This is a genomic window from Nocardioides sp., from assembly GCF_036493135.1.
In the GTDB taxonomy this organism is placed as follows: domain Bacteria; phylum Actinomycetota; class Actinomycetes; order Propionibacteriales; family Nocardioidaceae; genus Nocardioides.
The window spans coordinates 1-18443 of record NZ_DASXQG010000080.1 but is presented as its reverse complement, the minus strand read 5'-3'; the positions used below and the strand labels follow the sequence as shown (position 1 = coordinate 18443).

20 protein-coding genes are annotated in these 18443 nt (G+C 69.5%); 14 read left to right on the top strand and 6 right to left on the bottom strand.

Going from position 1 to position 18443, the window contains the following annotated elements; all coding sequences use genetic code 11:
• Positions 1–15: 15 nt before the first annotated feature.
• Entirely contained in the window at positions 16–1995 is a 1980-nt protein-coding gene (locus tag VGJ24_RS15175) for a DUF4012 domain-containing protein (RefSeq protein ID WP_331501471.1), read from the bottom strand.
• A 110-nt stretch (positions 1996–2105) separates the two neighbouring features.
• On the opposite strand from VGJ24_RS15175, the gene thrS reads away from it, so the two are divergent.
• Entirely contained in the window at positions 2106–4094 is a 1989-nt protein-coding gene (gene thrS, locus VGJ24_RS15170) for a threonine--tRNA ligase (RefSeq protein ID WP_331501470.1), read from the top strand.
• 56 nt (positions 4095–4150) lie between these two features.
• On the opposite strand, the gene VGJ24_RS15165 is transcribed toward thrS, so the two are convergent.
• Positions 4151–4642: a GNAT family N-acetyltransferase gene (locus VGJ24_RS15165; RefSeq protein WP_331501469.1), complete on the bottom strand. Its 492-nt coding sequence runs from the start codon at positions 4640–4642 to the stop codon at positions 4151–4153.
• Between the two features lie 43 nt (positions 4643–4685).
• Between VGJ24_RS15165 and VGJ24_RS15160 the strand changes: the two genes are divergently transcribed.
• Positions 4686–5225 carry an HIT domain-containing protein gene (locus VGJ24_RS15160; protein WP_331501468.1) on the top strand — a complete coding sequence of 180 codons (540 nt, stop codon included), beginning with the start codon at positions 4686–4688 and terminating at the stop codon, positions 5223–5225.
• Between the two features lie 7 nt (positions 5226–5232).
• On the opposite strand, the gene VGJ24_RS15155 is transcribed toward VGJ24_RS15160, so the two are convergent.
• The 4 genes from VGJ24_RS15155 to VGJ24_RS15140 are packed head-to-tail and all read right to left on the bottom strand — an operon-like array spanning position 5233 to position 7966.
• Complete coding sequence (locus VGJ24_RS15155) at positions 5233–6009, bottom strand: maleylpyruvate isomerase family mycothiol-dependent enzyme (protein ID WP_331501467.1); 777 nt, start codon at positions 6007–6009, stop codon at positions 5233–5235.
• Positions 6006–6638 carry a TetR/AcrR family transcriptional regulator gene (locus VGJ24_RS15150; protein ID WP_331501466.1) on the bottom strand — a complete coding sequence of 211 codons (633 nt, stop codon included), beginning with the start codon at positions 6636–6638 and terminating at the stop codon, positions 6006–6008. The genes VGJ24_RS15155 and VGJ24_RS15150 overlap by 4 nt, the downstream gene beginning before the upstream one ends.
• Positions 6639–6695: 57 nt before the next feature.
• Positions 6696–7835: a N(5)-(carboxyethyl)ornithine synthase gene (locus VGJ24_RS15145; protein ID WP_331501465.1), complete on the bottom strand. Its 1140-nt coding sequence runs from the start codon at positions 7833–7835 to the stop codon at positions 6696–6698.
• The gene (locus VGJ24_RS15140) at positions 7832–7966 is read right to left on the bottom strand and encodes a hypothetical protein (protein ID WP_331501464.1); all 135 of its coding nucleotides are present in this window, start codon (positions 7964–7966) and stop codon (positions 7832–7834) included. The genes VGJ24_RS15145 and VGJ24_RS15140 overlap by 4 nt, the downstream gene beginning before the upstream one ends.
• Positions 7967–8106: 140 nt before the next feature.
• Here VGJ24_RS15140 and pgsA point away from each other — a divergent pair, with 140 nt between their 5' ends.
• The 12 genes from pgsA to VGJ24_RS15080 form a co-directional block, all read left to right on the top strand.
• The gene (gene pgsA, locus VGJ24_RS15135) at positions 8107–8748 is read left to right on the top strand and encodes a phosphatidylinositol phosphate synthase (RefSeq protein WP_331501463.1); all 642 of its coding nucleotides are present in this window, start codon (positions 8107–8109) and stop codon (positions 8746–8748) included.
• 33 nt (positions 8749–8781) lie between these two features.
• Complete coding sequence (gene pdxS, locus VGJ24_RS15130; RefSeq protein ID WP_331501462.1) at positions 8782–9702, top strand: pyridoxal 5'-phosphate synthase lyase subunit PdxS; 921 nt, start codon at positions 8782–8784, stop codon at positions 9700–9702.
• 16 nt (positions 9703–9718) lie between these two features.
• A complete protein-coding gene (pdxT, locus tag VGJ24_RS15125) occupies positions 9719–10354 on the top strand; it encodes a pyridoxal 5'-phosphate synthase glutaminase subunit PdxT (RefSeq protein ID WP_331501461.1) in 636 nt (211 codons plus the stop codon).
• A 17-nt stretch (positions 10355–10371) separates the two neighbouring features.
• Positions 10372–11136: a YebC/PmpR family DNA-binding transcriptional regulator gene (locus VGJ24_RS15120; protein ID WP_331501460.1), complete on the top strand. Its 765-nt coding sequence runs from the start codon at positions 10372–10374 to the stop codon at positions 11134–11136.
• A gap of 175 nt (positions 11137–11311) precedes the next feature.
• The gene (gene ruvC / locus VGJ24_RS15115) at positions 11312–11827 is read left to right on the top strand and encodes a crossover junction endodeoxyribonuclease RuvC (protein ID WP_331501488.1); all 516 of its coding nucleotides are present in this window, start codon (positions 11312–11314) and stop codon (positions 11825–11827) included.
• Complete coding sequence (gene ruvA / locus VGJ24_RS15110; RefSeq protein WP_331501459.1) at positions 11824–12420, top strand: Holliday junction branch migration protein RuvA; 597 nt, start codon at positions 11824–11826, stop codon at positions 12418–12420. The genes ruvC and ruvA overlap by 4 nt, the downstream gene beginning before the upstream one ends.
• A gap of 1 nt (position 12421) precedes the next feature.
• Entirely contained in the window at positions 12422–13513 is a 1092-nt protein-coding gene (gene ruvB, locus VGJ24_RS15105) for a Holliday junction branch migration DNA helicase RuvB (protein WP_331501458.1), read from the top strand.
• A gap of 131 nt (positions 13514–13644) precedes the next feature.
• Complete coding sequence (gene yajC / locus VGJ24_RS15100; protein WP_331501457.1) at positions 13645–13965, top strand: preprotein translocase subunit YajC; 321 nt, start codon at positions 13645–13647, stop codon at positions 13963–13965.
• A 4-nt stretch (positions 13966–13969) separates the two neighbouring features.
• The gene (gene secD / locus VGJ24_RS15095; protein WP_331501456.1) at positions 13970–15688 is read left to right on the top strand and encodes a protein translocase subunit SecD; all 1719 of its coding nucleotides are present in this window, start codon (positions 13970–13972) and stop codon (positions 15686–15688) included.
• Positions 15688–16926, top strand: a complete 1239-nt coding sequence (gene secF, locus VGJ24_RS15090) for a protein translocase subunit SecF (protein ID WP_331501455.1) — start codon at positions 15688–15690, stop codon at positions 16924–16926. Before secD ends, secF begins: the two co-directional genes overlap by 1 nt.
• A complete protein-coding gene (locus tag VGJ24_RS15085; RefSeq protein WP_414691096.1) occupies positions 16923–17489 on the top strand; it encodes an adenine phosphoribosyltransferase in 567 nt (188 codons plus the stop codon). Before secF ends, VGJ24_RS15085 begins: the two co-directional genes overlap by 4 nt.
• Before the next feature lie 188 nt (positions 17490–17677).
• On the top strand, positions 17678–18443 hold a 766-nt coding region (locus tag VGJ24_RS15080; RefSeq protein WP_331501486.1), incomplete at its 3' end, for an HD domain-containing protein.

The window sequence follows — 18443 nt, the reverse complement described above, 5'->3', positions numbered from 1 at the left end:
ACACGCGGAGCCCGCTCAGCCCTTCGTCAACGGGATCTGCCACGACCCCCGGTTCGCGACCGTTCCGGTGTACGTCGCGCCCGTGGCCGTCGCCTTCCACCCGGAGGGGAGCGGGCCGGACGGCTGGAAGCCCGGCGGCCAGATGACGTGGACGTCCACCGTCTCGGGGACCACCAGGTCCTGCGGGTCGATGTCCAACGAGTACGTCATGCGCGTCGGGCCCAGGACGTCGGCCGCGGTTTCCGCCCGGTAGCTCACGTCCATGGTCTGGGTCTGCCCGGCGTCGAGCAGCATCTGACCCTCGACGTACCGTCGGTTGTGCACGTTCGCGACGCGCGGCAGGTGCAGGAGCGCGGCGAAGCGGTGGCCGTTGATGCGCACCGCGCCGAGCGTGGCGCGATGCGGCATGAAGACACCGATCCGCGTGGAGAGGTACCGCGTGGTGTAGCCGAACTCAGGGTCGGGCACCGGCAGCGTGTACGGCGGGGCCTGGTTGCCGACGGTGATGTGCAGGTGTACGTCCGCGCTCCCGTCCGCCTTCAGGTGCACGGTGGACTCGACGTTCCGGTGCTGCCAGTAGTCGGTCTTGCTGCCGTTGAGGTTCTGGGTGAAGACGCCGATGTAGTCGTAGTCAGTGGGGCTCAGGTCGCCCGACAGACCCAGGTCGGCGAATCGGCGCTCCACCCGCGGGTCGCGGAAGTAGGTGACGAAATGGCGGCCCTTGGCGCTCTCCGCGAGCGACTTCACCTTGTCCGACATCTTCCCGCCCTCGAAGAACTGCTGCCGGAAGGCCGGGACCAGCTCGGCGTTCAGCCGGTGTCGCTGGGCGATCGAGTCGAAGTTGCCGTAGCTGCCGGCCAGGGTGGACACCAGGTTGTCGGCCGAGATCTGTCCGAACGACGGCAGGTCGACCGGCCCGGTGATCCGGAAGAGGTTGGCCAGTCCCTGCAGGTCGACGCCGATCATCCCGTCGAAGTGCGTGCCGGGGAACGCCTTCTGGTAGCCGCGCAGGAGCTCCTCGCCCGAGACGGACCACCAGGGGGAGAACGTCGACGAGGTCACTCGCAGCGGTGGCCTGCGGTGGAAGGTGTTGCCGCGGACCGGCGTCCACCGCTGCTGGTCGCCGTGCGCCAGGATGTCGTCGACGTTCACGCTCTTGCCGAACGTCGCGACCCCCTTGTCGAAGCGCATGGTGGTGAACGACAGCGCGCCACCCCCGGAGTAGCGCTGCTCGACGGGGTTGAGCATCGCGAGGAGATAGGTGCGTGGTCCGTCCGCACCGACCAGGCCCGGCAGCGAGCGGATCAGCGGCTCGTTGGTCCGATAGGTCTGCTGCAACGGCGTCAGGTAGGCAAGGGCGGTGGCCTTGGCGTCGCGGAGCCGGCTGCCGACGACGGGTGTGCTGCCGTCGACCTGGTCGAGGTCGCTGATCGCCTGCTCGAGGTGTGGGCCGATCGCGGACGTGCGGTTCACGACGTCCTGCAGCATCGCCAGGTCGATGCGCTGGCCGTGCACCAGCTGAGCCGACCCGCCGGACACGGTCGGGTAGATCTGGACGCCGAGCTCGGCGACCGACGTGCCCTGGTCGAGCGCATCGATCAGGTGTCGCTCGTCGTCGACGGCACCCCCGGCGACGGGGATCACCGACCACACGTCGCCGCCGAGACCGCCGGCGTGGCTCTGGGCCTGGTCCACGTGCGTGCGTGCCTGTCGCACATAGCTGCGGGCCTCGTCGATCCGGTCGTGGTCGAGAGCGTCCTTCGCGGCCGTCAGGTCGCTTTGCGCCGCCTCGGCCTCGTGCTTGGCCGAGACGAGAGGGCGGGTCAGAAGTGCCAGCACGACGCCCATCACCACGACGACGAGGACCAGGCCGAGGACCAGCAGCCGGTGCCGGCGCCGGCGGCTGCGACGTACCCGGACCTTGACCCGCACCATGCCGGGATGGCGTCTGCTACCGCCCTCGCCGGATGGTTGATCGGGCTCGTCCGTGGTCACGGCACGAGTAAACAGTGTGGTGTGCGCTCCAGGTCGGGTAATGCGCGCGAAGTCGTAGAACGACCGTGGATACGATCGACGGGTCCCATTCCCAGCCACCAGGAGCAGTCGTGTCCGACCTCGAGATCGTCCTCGCCCACGCCGATGCGCGTGAGGAGCGGACGGTCACGACGGGCACCAAGGCCTGGGAGCTGTACGCCGACGACAGCTCCGTGATCGCAGCGCGGGTCGGCGGAGTGCTGCGCGACCTCGCCTACGAGCTGCACGAGGGTGACGAGGTCGAACCGGTCGCCATCGACAGCAAGGACGGTCGCGACATCCTGCGGCACTCGACCGCGCACGTGCTGGCGCAGGCGGTGCAGCAGCTGTGGCCCGACGCCCGGCTCGGGATCGGACCGCCGGTCGAGAACGGCTTCTACTACGACTTCGACGTCGACACCCCGTTCGTGCCCGAGGACCTCGAGAAGATCGAGACCGCGATGCGCAAGATCATCAAGGAGGGTCAACGGTTCTCGCGGCGGCCGGTGGCCGACGCCGAGGCGCTCGACGAGCTGAAGGACGAGCCGTACAAGCTCGAGCTGATCGGACTCAAGGGGTCCGGGCACGGCGAGGACGCGGCCGAGGGAGCAAGCGTCGAGGTAGGTGGCTCCGAGCTGACCATCTACGACAACCTGCGCCGCGACGGCGAGCTCGCCTGGAAGGACCTGTGCCGCGGCCCGCACCTGCCGACCACCAAGCGCATCCCGGCGTTCAAGCTGATGCGCACCGCCGCGGCGTACTGGCGGGGCAACGAGAAGAACAAGCAGCTCCAGCGCATCTACGGCACCGCGTGGGAGAGCAAGGACGCCCTCGCGGCGTACCTCCACCAGCTGGAGGAGGCCGAGAAGCGCGACCACCGCAAGCTCGGCCGCGAGCTCGACCTGTACTCGTTCCCCGAGGAGCTCGGCCCCGGCTTGGTGGTCTTCCACCCCAAGGGCGGCGTCATCCGGCGGGTGATGGAGGACTACGTCCGCCAGCGGCACATCGAGGAGGGCTTCTCCTACGTCAGTACGCCGCACATCTCCAAGGACGGACTCTTCCACACGTCCGGGCATCTGCCCTACTACGCCGACACCATGTACCCGCCGATGGACCTCGAGGGCGCGAAGTACCAGCTCAAGGCGATGAACTGCCCGATGCACAACCTCATCTACCAGTCGCGCGGTCGGTCCTATCGCGAGCTGCCGCTGCGGCTGTTCGAGTTCGGGGGCGTGTACCGCTACGAGAAGTCCGGCGTCGTCGGTGGGCTCACCCGCGTGCGTGGGATGTCCCAGGACGACTCGCACTCCTACGTGACCCCGGAGCAGGCCGGCGACGAGATCAAGCACCTGCTGAACTTCTGCCTCGGGCTGTTCCGCGACTTCGGGCTGGACGACTTCTACCTCGAGCTGTCGACCCGCGACGACACGAACAAGGAGAAGTTCCAAGGGTCTGATGAGGAGTGGGCGGTCGCCACCGCGATCCTGCAGCAGGCCGCCGACGAGTCGGGTCTCGACCTGGTCGCCGACCCGGGGGGCGCGGCGTTCTACGGTCCGAAGATCTCGGTCCAGGCCAAGGACGCGATCGGCCGCGCCTGGCAGCTGTCGACGGTGCAGTACGACTTCAGCCAACCCGCCGGCTTCGGCCTGGAGTACGTCGCAGCCGACGGCACCCACCAGCAGCCGGTGATGATCCACTCCGCCAAGTTCGGCTCGATCGAGCGCTTCATCGGGGTGCTGGTGGAGCACTACGCGGGTGCGTTCCCGCCGTGGCTGTCGCCGGTGCAGGTGCAGGGCATCCCGATCGCCGAGCGGCACGTCGCCTACCTCGAGGACGTCGCGAAGCGGATGGCCGAGCGCGGGCTCCGGGTCGAGATCGACGACTCCGACGACCGGATGCAGAAGAAGATCCGGAACGCCCAGCTGCAGAAGGTGCCGTTCATGGTGATCGCCGGCGACCAGGACGTCGAGGCCGGCGCCGTGTCCTTCCGCTACCGCGACGGCCACCAGGACAACGGCGTCCCGATAGACGACGCGATCGAGCGGGTCGCCGCGGCGGTGGCGTCGCGCGAGCAGGTCTGAACAGGTCGGACGTCATACGTTCTGGTCGCTAGAGCGACCAGAACGTATGACGTCCCTCAGCGCACCCGCTTGGTGAACTTCCGGCACGGCGAGATGTAGTGCTCGCCGAGCGCCGTCACCGGGTAGTCGAAGTCGCCCTCGTCGACCCAGCCCTGCTTGGCGTAGAAGGCCTGGGCGCGAGCGTTGCCCCGGACCACCGCGAGCCAGGCGACGTCGTGCCCGCCGGCCGCGATCTGCCGCTCCGCCTCGCTGAGCAGGAGTGCCGCCGCACCCGAACCCCGGAACGCCCGGTCGACGTACAACTGCTCGGCCTCGTCGCCGGAGACCATGACGAAGCCGGCGATGGTGCCGTCGACCGCCGCGACGATCGTCTCGTCGGTCTCGGCCACCCGCTGCGCGACGCGGTCGTGGAAGGCCTGCGACGTACGCCGTTCGGTGAGGCCGTCGGGCACGCGTCCGGGATGGACGTCGTGCCACCCCTCGTGGAACAAGGTGGCGATCGCGTCCACGTCGTCGGCGGTCGCCGGGCGCAGGATCGGGTCCGTCATGGGCCGAGCCTAGGCCCGCGCCGAGCGTCCCTAGAGTGTCCCCATGGAGCCCCTGCACGAGGACGGCATCGGCGCGCGGGACGGGCTCGAGCGGCTGTGGACGCCGTACCGGATGGCCTACATCCGGGGTGAGAGCAAGCCGGTCGACGACTCGGCGGGGGAGTGCCCGTTCTGCCGGATCCCGCAGGAGGGACACGACGAACGGTTCCTGGTGGTACGCCGCGGCGGGGCGGCGTACGCAGTGCTGAACCTGTACCCCTATACCCCGGGCCACCTGATGATCTGCCCGTACCGCCACATCGCGGACTACACCGACACGACCCACGACGAGGCCGCCGAGATCGCGGCAATGACGAAAGCCGCGATGCGCACGCTGCGGTCGGTCTCGCGGGCGGAGGGCTTCAACCTGGGCATCAACCAGGGCTCCGCGGGCGGGGCCGGGATCGCCGCGCACCTCCACCAGCACGTCGTACCGCGGTGGATGGGCGACCAGAACTTCATGACCGTGATCGGGCACACGAAGACCCTGCCGGAGCTGCTGCAGGACACGCGGCGGCTCCTCGCCGACGCCTGGACCGACTGACTGCTCCTCAGAAGGGCACCTGGACGGCGAGCAGGTCCCCGCCGCTCCCACGGCCGGACAGCACCCGGCAGAACTCGACGGCGTCCATCTCGAGCTCCTGCCCGCCGGTGCCGGACGACCACGTCCCGCCGGCCGGGCCGTTCAACCTCAGCCGGTACGGCCAGCCGTGGCGCCGGGCCCACTCCGCGACGACGTCCGCGACGATCACTCCGTCGTGCTCCGCGGTCAGCACCGGCTCGCGGCCGACGGCGTGCGCGATGTCCATCCGGTGCATCCACGGGTCGCGCGTGAGGATCACGTCGACGAGGAACCCGATCGACCAGTGCTCGACCCGTCCGCGGACGGTCTGGGGGGCGGGCAGCTGCCGACGGCGTACGAAGCCCGGCGTGAGCCTTCGGCCGCGTGCGGCCTTCGGACCGACCTTCCGCGCGCCGGCCACGACCTCGGCCGGCGTCCATCTCTCGCGCTCGGAGACCTGGAGTCCGGTGAGCGCGTCGAGCAAGGTGTCGCCCTGCGCGGTGACCTCGGCCGCGGCGAGCCGCAGCTGCCGCTTCTGCTCCCGCGGGCCGGTCGCCATGGCGGCCATGCCGACCATGTGGCACCCCATCTGGCGCACGTCCCAGCCGGGGCAGTCGGTCGGGCGGGCCCAGTCGTCCGGCTCCAACGCGGCGAGGAAGTCTGCCATCCGGCGGTACTCCGTCGCGGCCAGCCGCATCGCGGTCCGGTGGTCGAGCGCCGGCGCGACGAGGTCGGGGGCGGCGGTGCCGGAGTGGGTGGTGTTCATGTGCGGTCCTTCGGATCGGTGGTGCGGGGCAACCCGAGGCCGTCGGCCCACATGTCGACGGCACGCGGGATCATCCGGGCGAAACGGTCCCCACCCGGATCGTTGGCGAGCTGCTGGTCGATGAGCCCGCCGATGATCGCGAGCAGCAGCATGAGGTCGTCCGGATCGGTGACCCCGCGCTCAGCGGAGATCTGAAGCGCCGCCTCCAGCACCCGCACGGCCGGGGCATAGCTCTCGGGGCTCGGTGTGAAGCCGGGGATCACCCGCTGGTTCATCAGCTGGTACCGGGCCGGGTCGGCGATCGCGAAGTCGAAGAAGGTCCGGGCGATGAGGTGGGCACAGGACCGCATGTCGTCGGTGAGCTGTGCCTCCTCCCAGACCTTGACCTCCTGGTACGCCGTCCACGCCTCGGCGTACATCGCGTCGTAGATCGCGTGCTTGGAGTCGAAGTGGGAGTAGAGAGACGGTGCCCGCATCCCGACCCGGGTAGCGACGTCGCGAAGGGTGAGCCCGGTCAGGCCCTGTGCCCGGGCCACCTCCCAGGCAGCGTCCAGGATCTCGCGGCGGGTCTGGTCGCGGCGCGCCGCCCGTCGGTCGAGCTGCCTATCCTCGTTAGGGGCAACTAACATGATTAGGAGAATGACCTGGGGATCGCGTGCTGTCAAGTGGGGGGTGATCTCGACCGTTCAGCCGGCGACGTACGGGTGCTCCTCGCTGCGTCCCTGGAAGTCGAGGATGGCCGGGTTGAGGATGCGGCCGTCCTGGATCTCGATGGCGCGGCGGAGGGTCTCGTCGGCCTCCCAGCTGACCGGACCCTCGAGAACCGGGCGGAGGAACGGAAGCACCGCTTCGCTGATGTCCCACGTCGCGGAGTCCCACAGGTACGACGGTGTGTGGTCCACGGCGTAGTAGTGCACGCGCTCGCCGACGTCGAACATCGGCTCGTCGAACGTCGTGGGGCGGGCCCAGTCGAAGGCCATCCCTTCGTCGCACGACACGTCCACGATCAGCGACCCGGGACGGAAGGCAGGAAGGTCCTCCGTGCGCAGATAGAGCAGCGGCGCCGACGGGTCCTGGAAGGTGCAGTTGACGACGATGTCGCGCTCGGCGAGGAAGGGTGCCAGCGGGACCTTGCCGTCGTCGGTGAACACCAGGCTCGGACCGCCGTCCGCGTCGTGGTCGAAGTGGACGATCCGTACCGAGTGGATGGGTGAGGCGACGGCGGCGACACCGCGGGTGGTCAGCACCGACACCTCGTGGATCCCGAGCGCGCTCAACGCGGTCACCGCACCGCGGGCCGTGGCGCCGAAACCGATCACGACCGCGGTCAGGCGTCGTCCGTAGTCGCCGGTGGCGCCGATCAGCCGGAGGGCGTGCAGGACCGAGCAGTAGCCGGCGAGCTCGTTGTTCTTGTGGAAGACGTGGAGGCCGACCGTGTCGTCGCGCGTCCAGTGGTTCATCGCCTCGAAGGCGATCAGGGTGAGCTCGCGGTCGATCGCGATCTGGGTGAGCTTGCGATCCTGGACGCAGTGCGGCCATCCCCACAGAGTCGTGCCCGGGCGGAGAGCCGCCGCGTCCTCGAGCTGCGGCTTGAGCAGGAGCACCACTTCGGATTGCTCGAACAGCTCGTCGCGCGCGGCGAAGCCGGCGACATGAGGGGCGAGCTCGGCGTCGGAGCGGCCGAACGTCGCGCCGTACCCGTGCTCGAGGGTGACCCGCGCTGCGAGGTCCGGGTCCAGGCGCGACAGGTGGTCGGGATGGATCGGCAGCCGGTGCTCGTTCTCCTTGGCAGATCGCCCGATCAGGCCCAGCTGGAGCAGGCTCACTTCTTCTTGCTGGGGTGGAACTGGTCTGACAGCGACTCCGGGTGCCCCTTCGCGCGCTTCTCCGCGCGCTTCTCCTTGATCGACTTCGTGGACTTCTTGGACATGTTCTGCCGCGGCGACTTGTCGCTCATGCTGGCTCCATCGTCGGGAGCCTGAATGACTCCGCCCGCCCACCGTACTCCGCGCGGCGCGGGACACCTCGGCGCTCGAACCCCGCCCCTGGGTACCGCGCCAACCGTCCGGGACGGTGTCTCGCTACCGTGCTGCCACCATGCTCGAACGCTTCCGCCAGTTCTGGACCAACGTCTGGGCGCCGCTGGGTGACCTCCTTCTCCGGATGGGAGTGAGCCCGAACGCCGTGACGCTCGTCGGGACCCTGGGCGTCTGTGCCGGAGCCCTGGTCTGCTTCCCGCAGGGCTGGCTGCTGGCCGGCGTCCTGGTGATCACGGCGTTCGTGTTCAGCGACATGATCGACGGCTACATGGCGCGCACCAGCGGCCAGCTCTCGCCGTTCGGTGCCTTCCTCGACTCCACCCTCGACCGCCTCGGCGACGCCGCGATCTTCGGTGGCCTGGCGCTGTACTACATCGGGCCGGGCGACAGCGAGTGGCGGGCCGCGCTGGCGATCTACTGCCTGACCATGGGGTCGGTGACGTCGTACGCCCGAGCCCGCGCCGAGTCGCTCGGCATGCAGGCCAAGGTCGGGATCGCCGAGCGCTCCGACCGGCTGGTGTCGATCCTGTTCATGACCGGCCTCGCCGACCTGTTGCGCCACCTCGGGGTCGGGGACGGTGTGCTGTGGCTGATCCCGATCACGCTCGGCGTGCTGGCGGTGGCGAGCACGATCACCGTCGTGCAGCGGATCCTCGTCGTACGCCGTCAGTCCCTGGCTCTGCCACCCCCTGCCGAGTAGGGGTGAACGACCAGTCAGTCCTACGATGGGAGCATGGCTGAGAGCACGACCGAAAGCACCACCAGCGCTGTCGAGGGCATCGGCACCACCCGCGTGAAGCGCGGCATGGCCGAGATGCTCAAGGGCGGCGTGATCATGGACGTCGTCACCGCCGAGCAGGCGAAGATCGCCGAGGACGCCGGTGCCGTTGCGGTGATGGCGCTCGAGCGGGTTCCCGCCGACATCCGCGCCCAAGGGGGCGTCTCGCGGATGAGCGACCCGGACATGATCGACGGGATCATCGAGGCCGTCTCGATCCCGGTGATGGCGAAGGCCCGGATCGGCCACTTCGCCGAGGCACAGGTGCTGCAGAGCCTCGGCGTCGACTACATCGACGAGTCTGAGGTGCTGACCCCGGCCGACTACGCCAACCACATCGACAAGTGGCAGTTCACCGTGCCGTTCGTGTGCGGCGCCACCAACCTCGGCGAGGCCCTGCGGCGCCTCACCGAGGGTGCCGCCATGATCCGCTCCAAGGGCGAGGCCGGCACCGGCGACGTCTCCAACGCGGTCACCCACATGCGCACCATCGGCGCCGAGATGAGGCGTCTCCACGGACTCAGCGAGGACGAGCTGTACGTCGCGGCCAAGGAGCTGCAGGCGCCGTACGACCTGGTCCGCGAGGTCGCGGTCGCCGGCAAGCTGCCGGTCGTGCTGTTCACCGCCGGTGGCATCGCCACGCCCGCCGACGCAGCGATGATGATGCAGCTGGGCGCCGAGGGCGTCTTCGTCGGCTCCGGCATCTTCAAGTCCGGCAACCCGGCGGAGCGGGCCGAGGCGATCGTCAAGGCCACGACGTTCTACGACGACCCCGACGTGGTCGCCAAGGTCAGCCGGGGGCTCGGTGAGGCGATGGTCGGCATCAACGTCGACGAGATCCCGCAGCCGCATCGGCTGGCCGAGCGCGGCTGGTGAGCCGCGCTCGCACGCCATGAGCCCGACCATCGGCGTCTTCGCGCTCCAGGGAGACGTCCGCGAGCACCTGCGCGTGCTCGACGCGGTCGGCGCGCACGCCATGGGCGTACGGCGTCTCGGTGAGCTCGAGCAGTGCGACGGGCTGGTCATCCCCGGCGGGGAGTCCACCACGATGTTCAAGCTGGCGCGCACCTTCGACCTCTTCGAGCCGATCCGGCAGCGGGTCAAGGAGGGGATGCCGGTCTTCGGCACCTGCGCCGGGATGATCATGCTCGCCGACCGCGTCGAGGACGGCACGGCCGACCAGGAGACGCTCGGCGGCCTCGACATCACCGTCCGCCGGAACGCCTTCGGGCGGCAGGTCGCCTCCTTCGAGGGCGACCTGGACTTCGCCGGGCTCGACGACCCGGTCCACGCGATCTTCATCCGGGCGCCGTGGGTCGAGCAGGCAGGACCCGGCGTCGAGGTGCTCGCCCGGATCGACGACGACTCCGCCGCGGGTGCCGCCGCCGGTAGGATCGTGGCCGTCCGGCAGGGGTCGCTGATGGCGACGTCGTTCCACCCGGAGGTGGGCGGAGACGACAGGATCCACCGGATGTTCGTCGACCTGGTGTCGTCGAGATGCCTGACCACGGGCACAGACACAGACTGAGCAACGAAGAGGTTCGCATGTCCGGCCACTCGAAATGGGCCACCACCAAGCACAAGAAGGCCGTCGTCGACGCCCGTCGCGGCAAGATGTTCGCCAAGCTGATCAAGAACATCGAGGTCGCTGCGAAGATGGGCGGCGGAGACCCCGCGGGCAACCCGACTCTCTACGACGCCATCCAGAAGGCGAAGAAGTCCTCGGTCCCCAACGACAACATCGAGCGCGCCGTCAAGCGCGGCTCGGGTGCCGAGGCCGGCGCTGCCGAGTACTCCACGATCATGTACGAGGTCTACGGCCCGCAGGGCGTCGCCTTCCTGGTCGAGTGCCTCACCGACAACCGGAACCGCGCGGCCATGGAGGTCCGCACCGCGGTGACCCGCAACGGCGGCACCATGGCCGACCCGGGCTCCGTCTCCCGGCTCTTCAACCGCAAGGGCGTCGTGATCGTGCCGAAGACGCAGGAGGCGCGCGAGGTCAGCGAGGACGACGTGCTCGAGGCGGCGCTGGACTCCGGCGTCGAGGACGTCAACGACCTCGACGACTCCTTCGAGGTGGTCTCGGAGGCGACCGACGTGGTCTCGGTGCGCAGCGCTCTGCAGGACTCCTCCATCGACTACGACTCGGCCGAGGTGCAGTTCGTGGCGACCATGGACATCCCGGTCGACGCCGACGCTGCGGGCAAGGTGTTCCGACTCGTCGACGCGCTCGAGGACCTCGACGACGTACAGAACGTGTTCACCAACGTCGACGTCCCCGACGAGGTGCTGGCGGGCCTCGACGTTTGATCCGTCCGGTGGTGAGGAGGGTCGCCCCCTGCGACCGTCCACGCCGTTCGTTCGTTCCTCACGAACGGCTGCTCCCTTGCGTGTCGTACGCCGTACTGTCGCCGCCCGCGGATACCGTGACGTGCGAACAGGTGTTCGGACGAGTCGGCTGCGGCAAGGAGGCGGCATGCGGGTGCTGGGGATCGACCCCGGGCTGACCAGGTGTGGCATGGGTGTCGTCGAGGGTGAGGTCGGCAGGCCCGTGCGCCTGGTCGACGTCAACGTCCTGCGCACCTCGGCCGACGAGCACGTCTCGCAGCGACTGGTCCACATCGAGCGGGGCATCGAGGCCTGGCTCGACGAGCACCGACCCGACGCGGTCGCGATCGAGCGGGTCTTCGCCCGCTCCGACTCGAGCACCGTGATGGGCACCGCCCAGGCCAGCGGGATCGCGATGGTCGCGGCCGCGCGTCGCGGCCTGCCGATCGCGCTGCACACGCCGTCCGAGGTCAAGGCCGCGGTGTCCGGCAGTGGACGCGCGAACAAGGCCCAGGTCGGCGCCATGGTCACCCGCATCCTGCGGCTCGACGCGCCGCCGAAGCCGGCCGACGCGGCAGACGCGCTCGCGCTCGCGATCACCCACATCTGGCGGGGCGGTGCGCAGGCCCGCATCGACGCGGCGCTGGCCGCCGCCGGACGGAGCCGTCGGTGATCGCGTTCGTGCGCGGCGAGGTCGCCGCGGTCACCCTGACCAGTGCGGTGCTGGAGGTCGGCGGGGTCGGCCTGGAGCTGATGTGCACGCCCAACACCTTGGCGACGCTCCGCACCGGGCAGACCGCGACCCTGCCGACGTCGATGATCGTCCGCGAGGACTCCCTGACCCTCTTCGGCTTCGCCGACGAGGACGAGAAGCAGGTCTTCGAGCTGGTGCAGACCGCCAGTGGGGTCGGACCGAAGCTCGCGCAGGCGATGCTCGCGGTGCTCACACCCGACGCCGTTCGCCGTGCGGTCGCGGGGGACGACGTACGCACTCTCACCGCGGTGCCCGGCATCGGGCAGAAGGGCGCGCAACGCATCATCCTCGAGCTGAAGGACCGGATCGGGCTCCCGGTGTCCGTGACCGGTGGGGGCCTGCCGGCGCCATCCGAGCCGTGGCGCGAGCAGGTGCGTCAGGGTCTGGTCGGTCTCGGCTGGACGGCCAAGGACGCCGACAAGGCGATCGAGTCCGTCGCCGACCTGGCCGGCGAGGAGCCGGACGTCGCGGCGCTCCTCCGTTCAGCGCTGCGCACCCTGAGCAGGGCCTGACATGGCGCGCGACGAGACAGCGTCCGACCCCTTGGTGGCACATGAGGAGGCCTACCTCGCGTCGTTGACGACGGCCGAGGCCGAGGGCGACGAGCGGGCGGTCGAGGCCGCGCTGCGGCCACGCACGCTCGACGAGGTGGTCGGCCAGAAGCGGGTGCGCGACCAGCTGGGCCTGGTCCTCGAGGCCGCCCGGCGCCGGGGTCGCGCTCCCGACCACGTCCTGCTCTCCGGTCCACCGGGACTCGGCAAGACCACGCTCGCGATGATCATCGCGACCGAGATGTCGACGCCGCTCCGCCTCACCAGCGGGCCCGCGATCACGCACGCCGGCGACCTGGCCGCCATCCTGTCCGGGCTCAACGAGGGCGATGTCCTCTTCGTCGACGAGCTGCACCGGATGGCGCGTCCGGCCGAGGAGATGCTCTATCTCGCGATGGAGGACTTCCGGGTCGACGTGGTGATCGGCAAGGGCCCCGGCGCGACCGCGATCCCGCTGGAGATCCCGGCGTTCACCCTGGTCGGCGCCACGACCCGGGCCGGGCTGCTGCCCGGTCCGCTGCGCGACCGCTTCGGCTTCACCGCCCAGCTGGAGTACTACGAGACCGACGAGCTCGACACGATCATCCGCCGTTCGGCGGGACTCCTCGGCGTCGAGACCGATGCGGAGGGCACCGCCGAGATCGCGTCCCGCTCGCGTGGCACCCCGCGCATCGCGAACCGCCTGCTCCGCCGGGTCCGCGACTACGCCCAGGTCCGCGCCGACGGGCTCGTCACCCGCGAGATCGCCCACCGCGCGCTCGACCTCTACGAGGTGGACGCCCTCGGCCTAGACCGGCTCGACCGCGCCGTGCTCGATGCGCTGTGCCGCCGTTTCGGTGGAGGGCCGGTCGGCATCTCCACGCTCGCCGTCGCCGTGGCGGAGGAGCGCGAGACCGTGGAGGAGGTCGCCGAACCGTTCCTGGTGCGCAACGGCTTCCTTGCCCGTACGCCGCGAGGTCGCGTCGCGACCCAAGCGGCGTGGGAGCACCTCGGGCTCACCCCGCCCCCGGCTCCGCCGGGCCTCGCCGGAGAGGCCACGCTCTTCGAGTCCTGAGGGGGTCCCCGGCCGGTTCACAGCGGGGTGGATTCGTGGCTGTGACCACACCCCCGGTTACACTTCACCCTCGGTCGGCCGGGCCCATTGTGCGACGTGCCGGCACCTCGTACCCCCATCGCTAGGAAGTCGTGGACACTGTGGCGCCGTTCCTGATCCTGCTCGGGATCGCGTTGCTCTTCTGGATCGCGATGATCCGCCCGCAGCAGCGCAAGCAGCAGGCCCTGGGCCGGATGCAAGGCGCGCTCTCGGTGGGTGACGAGGTGATGCTGACCTCGGGGATCATCGGCGTTCTCCGGTCGTTGGACGAGAAGACGGTGGACCTCGAGGTGTCCGAGGGTGTGATCCTGCGCGTCGTCCGCGCTGCGGTCGGCCAGGTGATGACCCCCGTGGCTCGGGACGACAACACGGAGCCGGTGGTCGATCCTGCCGCCGAGCCGGAGGAGAAGTAAGTAGATGGCACGCAACAGCGCTCGCCCGGGACGCACCGTGGCGGTGTTCTTCATCGTGTTGGCGATCGCCTACGGCCTGGTGGCCTTGGTCGGCACCTGGAGGCCGGCGCTCGGGCTCGACCTCGAGGGCGGCACCCAGATCACGCTGATCGCCGACGGAAGCGTGAGCAAGGACAACCTCAACCAGGCCGCGGACATCATCGACGCTCGCGTCAACGGCTCGGGTGTCTCCGAGGCCGAGGTGACCACGCAGGGCAGCAACGAGATCGTCGTCCAGGTGCCGGGCTCCACCCAGAGCAGCCTGGTCGAGACCGTGATCCGGCAGGCCCGGCTCCGCTTCCGGCTCGTGGCGCAAGTGCCGCAGACGACACCGCAGACGCTCCCCTCGACGGCGCCGTCGCCGAGCGGCCCGACGGTTCCTTCGCCGAACGCGACCAAGTCGGCCAAGCCCAAGGACAAGTCCACCGGCAAGAACCGCACGCCGGCGTTGCTCGGGAAGTCCAAGCACGACACCAAGAACAAGCCGAGCTCGTCGCCGACGACCACACCGAGCTCGAACGTGCCCACCTCCACGTCGGAGGTGAACTACACCGAGGCCAACAAGAAGGCGTTCAGCGACGCCCTGACCTGGATGACCAATCCCGACCCCCAGTCGGTGGCCGTCTACAACGCCTTCACCTGCCCGGCCAAGAAGCCGGTCGTGGACGACCCGACCATCCCGCTCGTCACCTGCGACGCGCAGAAGGACCCGACGACCGGTCAGTACCAGAAGTACCTCCTGTCACCCGCGCAGATCGAAGGCACCGAGATCTCCTCGGCCACCGCCAACCCGCCGGGCTCGGCGCAGGGCCAGGTGCAGTGGACGGTCGGCATCCAGCTGAAGAGCCACGGCGCCAGCATCCAGCGCACGCTCTCGCAAGCGATGGCCGGCGACCAGTCCAAGACCTTCGCGATCGTGCTCGACGGCAAGGTGATCTCGGCGCCCTACTTCGAGTCAGTGATCTCCGACGGCACGTCCCAGATCTCGGGCAACTTCACCGAGTCCAGCGCCAAGAGCCTGGCCACGGGCCTGAAGTACGGCGCCCTGCCGATCAGCTTCGACAAGAGCAAGACCACGATCCAGGTGATCGGCCCGTCGCTGGCCGGCGACCAGCTGTCCGCCGGCATCACCGCCGGCATCGCCGGTCTCGTCCTGGTGATGCTCTACTGCTTGCTCTACTACCGGGGCCTCGGCCTGGTCGTGATCGCGTCGCTCGTCGTGGCCGCGGCCACGACGTACGCGTTGGTGTTGTTGCTGGCGAAGAGTGCCGGTTTCACCCTCACCCTGCCCGGCATCGCGGGACTGATCGTGGCGGTCGGCATCACCGCCGACTCCTTCATCGTTTTCTTCGAACGCATCAGGGACGAGATGAGATCGGGGAAGTCGATGCGGGTCGCGGTCGAGGCCGGCTGGATCCGCGCGCGGTCGACCTGTGTCGCGGCCGACTCGGTGTCGATCCTGGCCGCCGTCGTCCTCTACGTCTTCGCCGCCGGCGTCGTGAAGGGCTTCGCGTTCGCGCTCGGCCTGTCCACGCTGATCGACCTCGCGGTGTTCTTCTGGTTCACCAAGCCGATGGTGTCCTGGCTCGCCCGGTTCTCCTTCTTCAACAAGGGTCACAAGCTCTCCGGCCTCGACGCGGAGAACCTCGGCCTCGACCGTCTCCCGGCGGGAGGGCGGGCCTGATGGGCAAGTTCAGCAGGCTCGGCAACGACCTCTACACCGGCCGCAAGTCGGTCGACTTCGTCGGCAAGACCCGCGTCTGGTACGCGATCTCCGGACTGATCATCATCGCGGCGGTGCTCGGGCTCTACTTCAAGGGCCTGAACTTCGGCCTCGAGTTCCGTGGCGGCGCGCAGTTCACGGTGTCGATGCCGGCGAACGAGGCAACCCAGGACAACGCCGACCAGCTGCGCGACGACGTCGCCGGCACGGGCATCGCGGCGGCCCAGCAGGTCGTGGTGACCACGGCCGGCAAGAACAGCATCATCGTCGAGACCGAGCCGGTGACCCCGGCGGAGGGCAACCAGATCTCGACCACGATCCAGCAGTCGGTCGGCGTCACCAAGGCCGACATCTCCACCGATGAGATCGGGCCGAGCTGGGGCAAGGAGGTCGCGAAACGCTCGGCCATCGGCCTGGTCGTGTTCCTGGTCCTGGTCACCTTGATGATCTGGGGCTACTTCCGACAATGGAAGATGTCGGTGGCGGCGATGGTCGCGCTCTCGCACGATCTCCTGATCACGGTGGGCATCTATGCCTTGTCCGGGTTCGAGGTGACGCCCGCGACCGTCACCGGCGTGCTGACGATCCTGGGCTTCTCGCTCTACGACACGGTCGTGGTCTTCGACAAGGTCCGCGAGAACACCAAGAACCTGCGCTCCACCCACCAGACGTACGCCGAGGCCGCCAACCTGGCGGTGAACCAGACCCTGGTGCGATCCATCAACACCTCGATCGTCGCTCTGATCCCCGTCGGCGCCATCTTGTACGTCGGTGCGGTGCAGCTCGGCTCCGGCCCCTTGAAGGACCTGGCGCTGGCTCTGTTCGTGGGCATGGCCGCGGGTGCGTACTCCTCGATCTTCATCGCGACGCCGCTGCTTGCGCACCTGAAGTCGCTCGAGCCCGACGTGCAGGAGCTCGAGAAGCGCGTGAAGGCCCGCCGTCGGCACCAGGTCGACCCCTACGCGCAAGTGCCGGTCTACACCGACGACATGCCGGTCGCCGCCGAGGCACCGCTCACGGGTGACCGCGAGGAGCAGACCGCGGCAGCCCGGTCGGGCGGTGCGCGGCCGCAGCCCAACACCGACGCCACCGGCCGCGGGCGCGTCGTACCACCGTCGCGCGGGCCGGTGCGGCCGAGCTCGTCCAGCGGACGCGCACAGCCGAGCCGGAAGTCGAAGTCCAAGCGGGGCAAGAAGTGACGCGTCCGGACGCGACCACCTCACCCGAGATTGCGACCGACGCTCTGCGCCGCTTGGTGGTCGACGTTCCGGACTTCCCCGAACCCGGTGTGGTGTTCAAGGACATCACGCCGGTGCTCGCCGACCCCGTGGCCTTCGGCCTGGTCGTCGAGGCCCTGGCCGATGCGGGACGTGACGAGACCGGGCAGCGTGTCGTCGACCACGTCGTCGGGATGGAGGCACGCGGCTTCATCCTGGCCGCCCCGGTCGCCCTGGCGCTCGGGGCCGGCCTGGTGCCGGTCCGGAAGGCCGGCAAGCTGCCGCGCGCGACGTACTCGGAGTCCTACGCGCTGGAGTACGGCGAGGCCACCCTCGAGCTGCACCAGGACGCGCTGGGTGCCGGCGACCGCGTGCTGCTCGTCGACGACGTGCTCGCGACCGGCGGCACCGTCGCGGCGACGCGGCGCCTGGTCGAGCGCAGCGGTGCGGTGGCGCATGCGGTCGCCGTCCTGATGGACCTCAGCTTCCTGCCCGGCCGCGAGGCGATCGGCGACCTGCCCCTCACCAGCCTGATGACCGTCTGAGCGCACCGGCACGCCCGTAGACTCGGGGTATGACGACCGACGGCAGCATCCCGGTGGCGCAGGAGCGCGCTGCCGAGCTTGCTGTCGAGCCCACCTCCGAACGCGCTGCCGAGCGTGGGCCGTCCGCGCGTGAGCGCGCCGCGGATCGACTGCCGTCGCCGCGGACGGTGCGCAACCGGCTGGCCCGGATGGGTGGTGGCCGCAACCAGAACGAGCGACCCGAGCTCGAGCCGCTGTTCCGCTCGATCCGTACCAACCACCCCAAGGCCGACCTCGCCCTGATCGAGCGGGCCTACCGAACGGCCGAGCACCTGCACGCTGCCCAGTCGCGCAAGAGCGGTGACCCCTTCATCACCCACCCACTCGCGGTCGCCACCATCCTCGCTGACATCGGCATGACCGAGCCCACGCTGGTGGCGGCCCTGCTCCACGACACGGTCGAGGACACGCCGTACACCCTCGACGAGCTGCGGTCCGACTTCGGCGACGAGGTCGCGCAGCTGGTCGACGGCGTGACCAAGCTGGACAAGGTCAAGTACGGCGAGACGGCGCAGGCCGAGACGATCCGGAAGATGATCGTGGCGATGGCTCGCGACATCCGGGTCCTGGTCATCAAGCTGGCCGACCGCCTGCACAACATGCGCACGGTCCGCTACGTCAAGCAGTCCACGCAGGAGCGGCAGGCCACCGAGTCGCTCGACATCTACGCGCCGCTGGCCCACCGGCTGGGCATGAACACGATCAAGTGGGAGCTCGAGGACCTCGCGTTCGCGACGCTCCACCCGAAGATCTACGACGAGATCGTGCGGATGGTGGCCGAGCGGGCGCCGTCTCGCGACCAGTTCCTCGCCCAGGTCAAGGATCAGGTCCAGGTGGACCTGAAGGAGGCGAAGGTCAAGGCCACGGTGACCGGCCGGCCCAAGCACTACTACTCGATCTACCAGAAGATGATCG

Coding starts and splice junctions, on each gene's coding strand:
- VGJ24_RS15165 (WP_331501469.1), bottom strand. CDS start 4,642: ATGACGGACCCGATCCTGCGCCCGGCGACCGCCGACGACGTGGACGCG.
- VGJ24_RS15160 (WP_331501468.1), top strand. CDS start 4,686: ATGGAGCCCCTGCACGAGGACGGCATCGGCGCGCGGGACGGGCTCGAG.
- VGJ24_RS15155 (WP_331501467.1), bottom strand. CDS start 6,009: ATGAACACCACCCACTCCGGCACCGCCGCCCCCGACCTCGTCGCGCCG.
- VGJ24_RS15150 (WP_331501466.1), bottom strand. CDS start 6,638: ATGTTAGTTGCCCCTAACGAGGATAGGCAGCTCGACCGACGGGCGGCG.
- VGJ24_RS15140 (WP_331501464.1), bottom strand. CDS start 7,966: ATGAGCGACAAGTCGCCGCGGCAGAACATGTCCAAGAAGTCCACGAAG.
- pgsA (WP_331501463.1), top strand. CDS start 8,107: ATGCTCGAACGCTTCCGCCAGTTCTGGACCAACGTCTGGGCGCCGCTG.
- pdxS (WP_331501462.1), top strand. CDS start 8,782: ATGGCTGAGAGCACGACCGAAAGCACCACCAGCGCTGTCGAGGGCATC.
- pdxT (WP_331501461.1), top strand. CDS start 9,719: ATGAGCCCGACCATCGGCGTCTTCGCGCTCCAGGGAGACGTCCGCGAG.
- VGJ24_RS15120 (WP_331501460.1), top strand. CDS start 10,372: ATGTCCGGCCACTCGAAATGGGCCACCACCAAGCACAAGAAGGCCGTC.
- ruvB (WP_331501458.1), top strand. CDS start 12,422: ATGGCGCGCGACGAGACAGCGTCCGACCCCTTGGTGGCACATGAGGAG.
- secD (WP_331501456.1), top strand. CDS start 13,970: ATGGCACGCAACAGCGCTCGCCCGGGACGCACCGTGGCGGTGTTCTTC.
- secF (WP_331501455.1), top strand. CDS start 15,688: ATGGGCAAGTTCAGCAGGCTCGGCAACGACCTCTACACCGGCCGCAAG.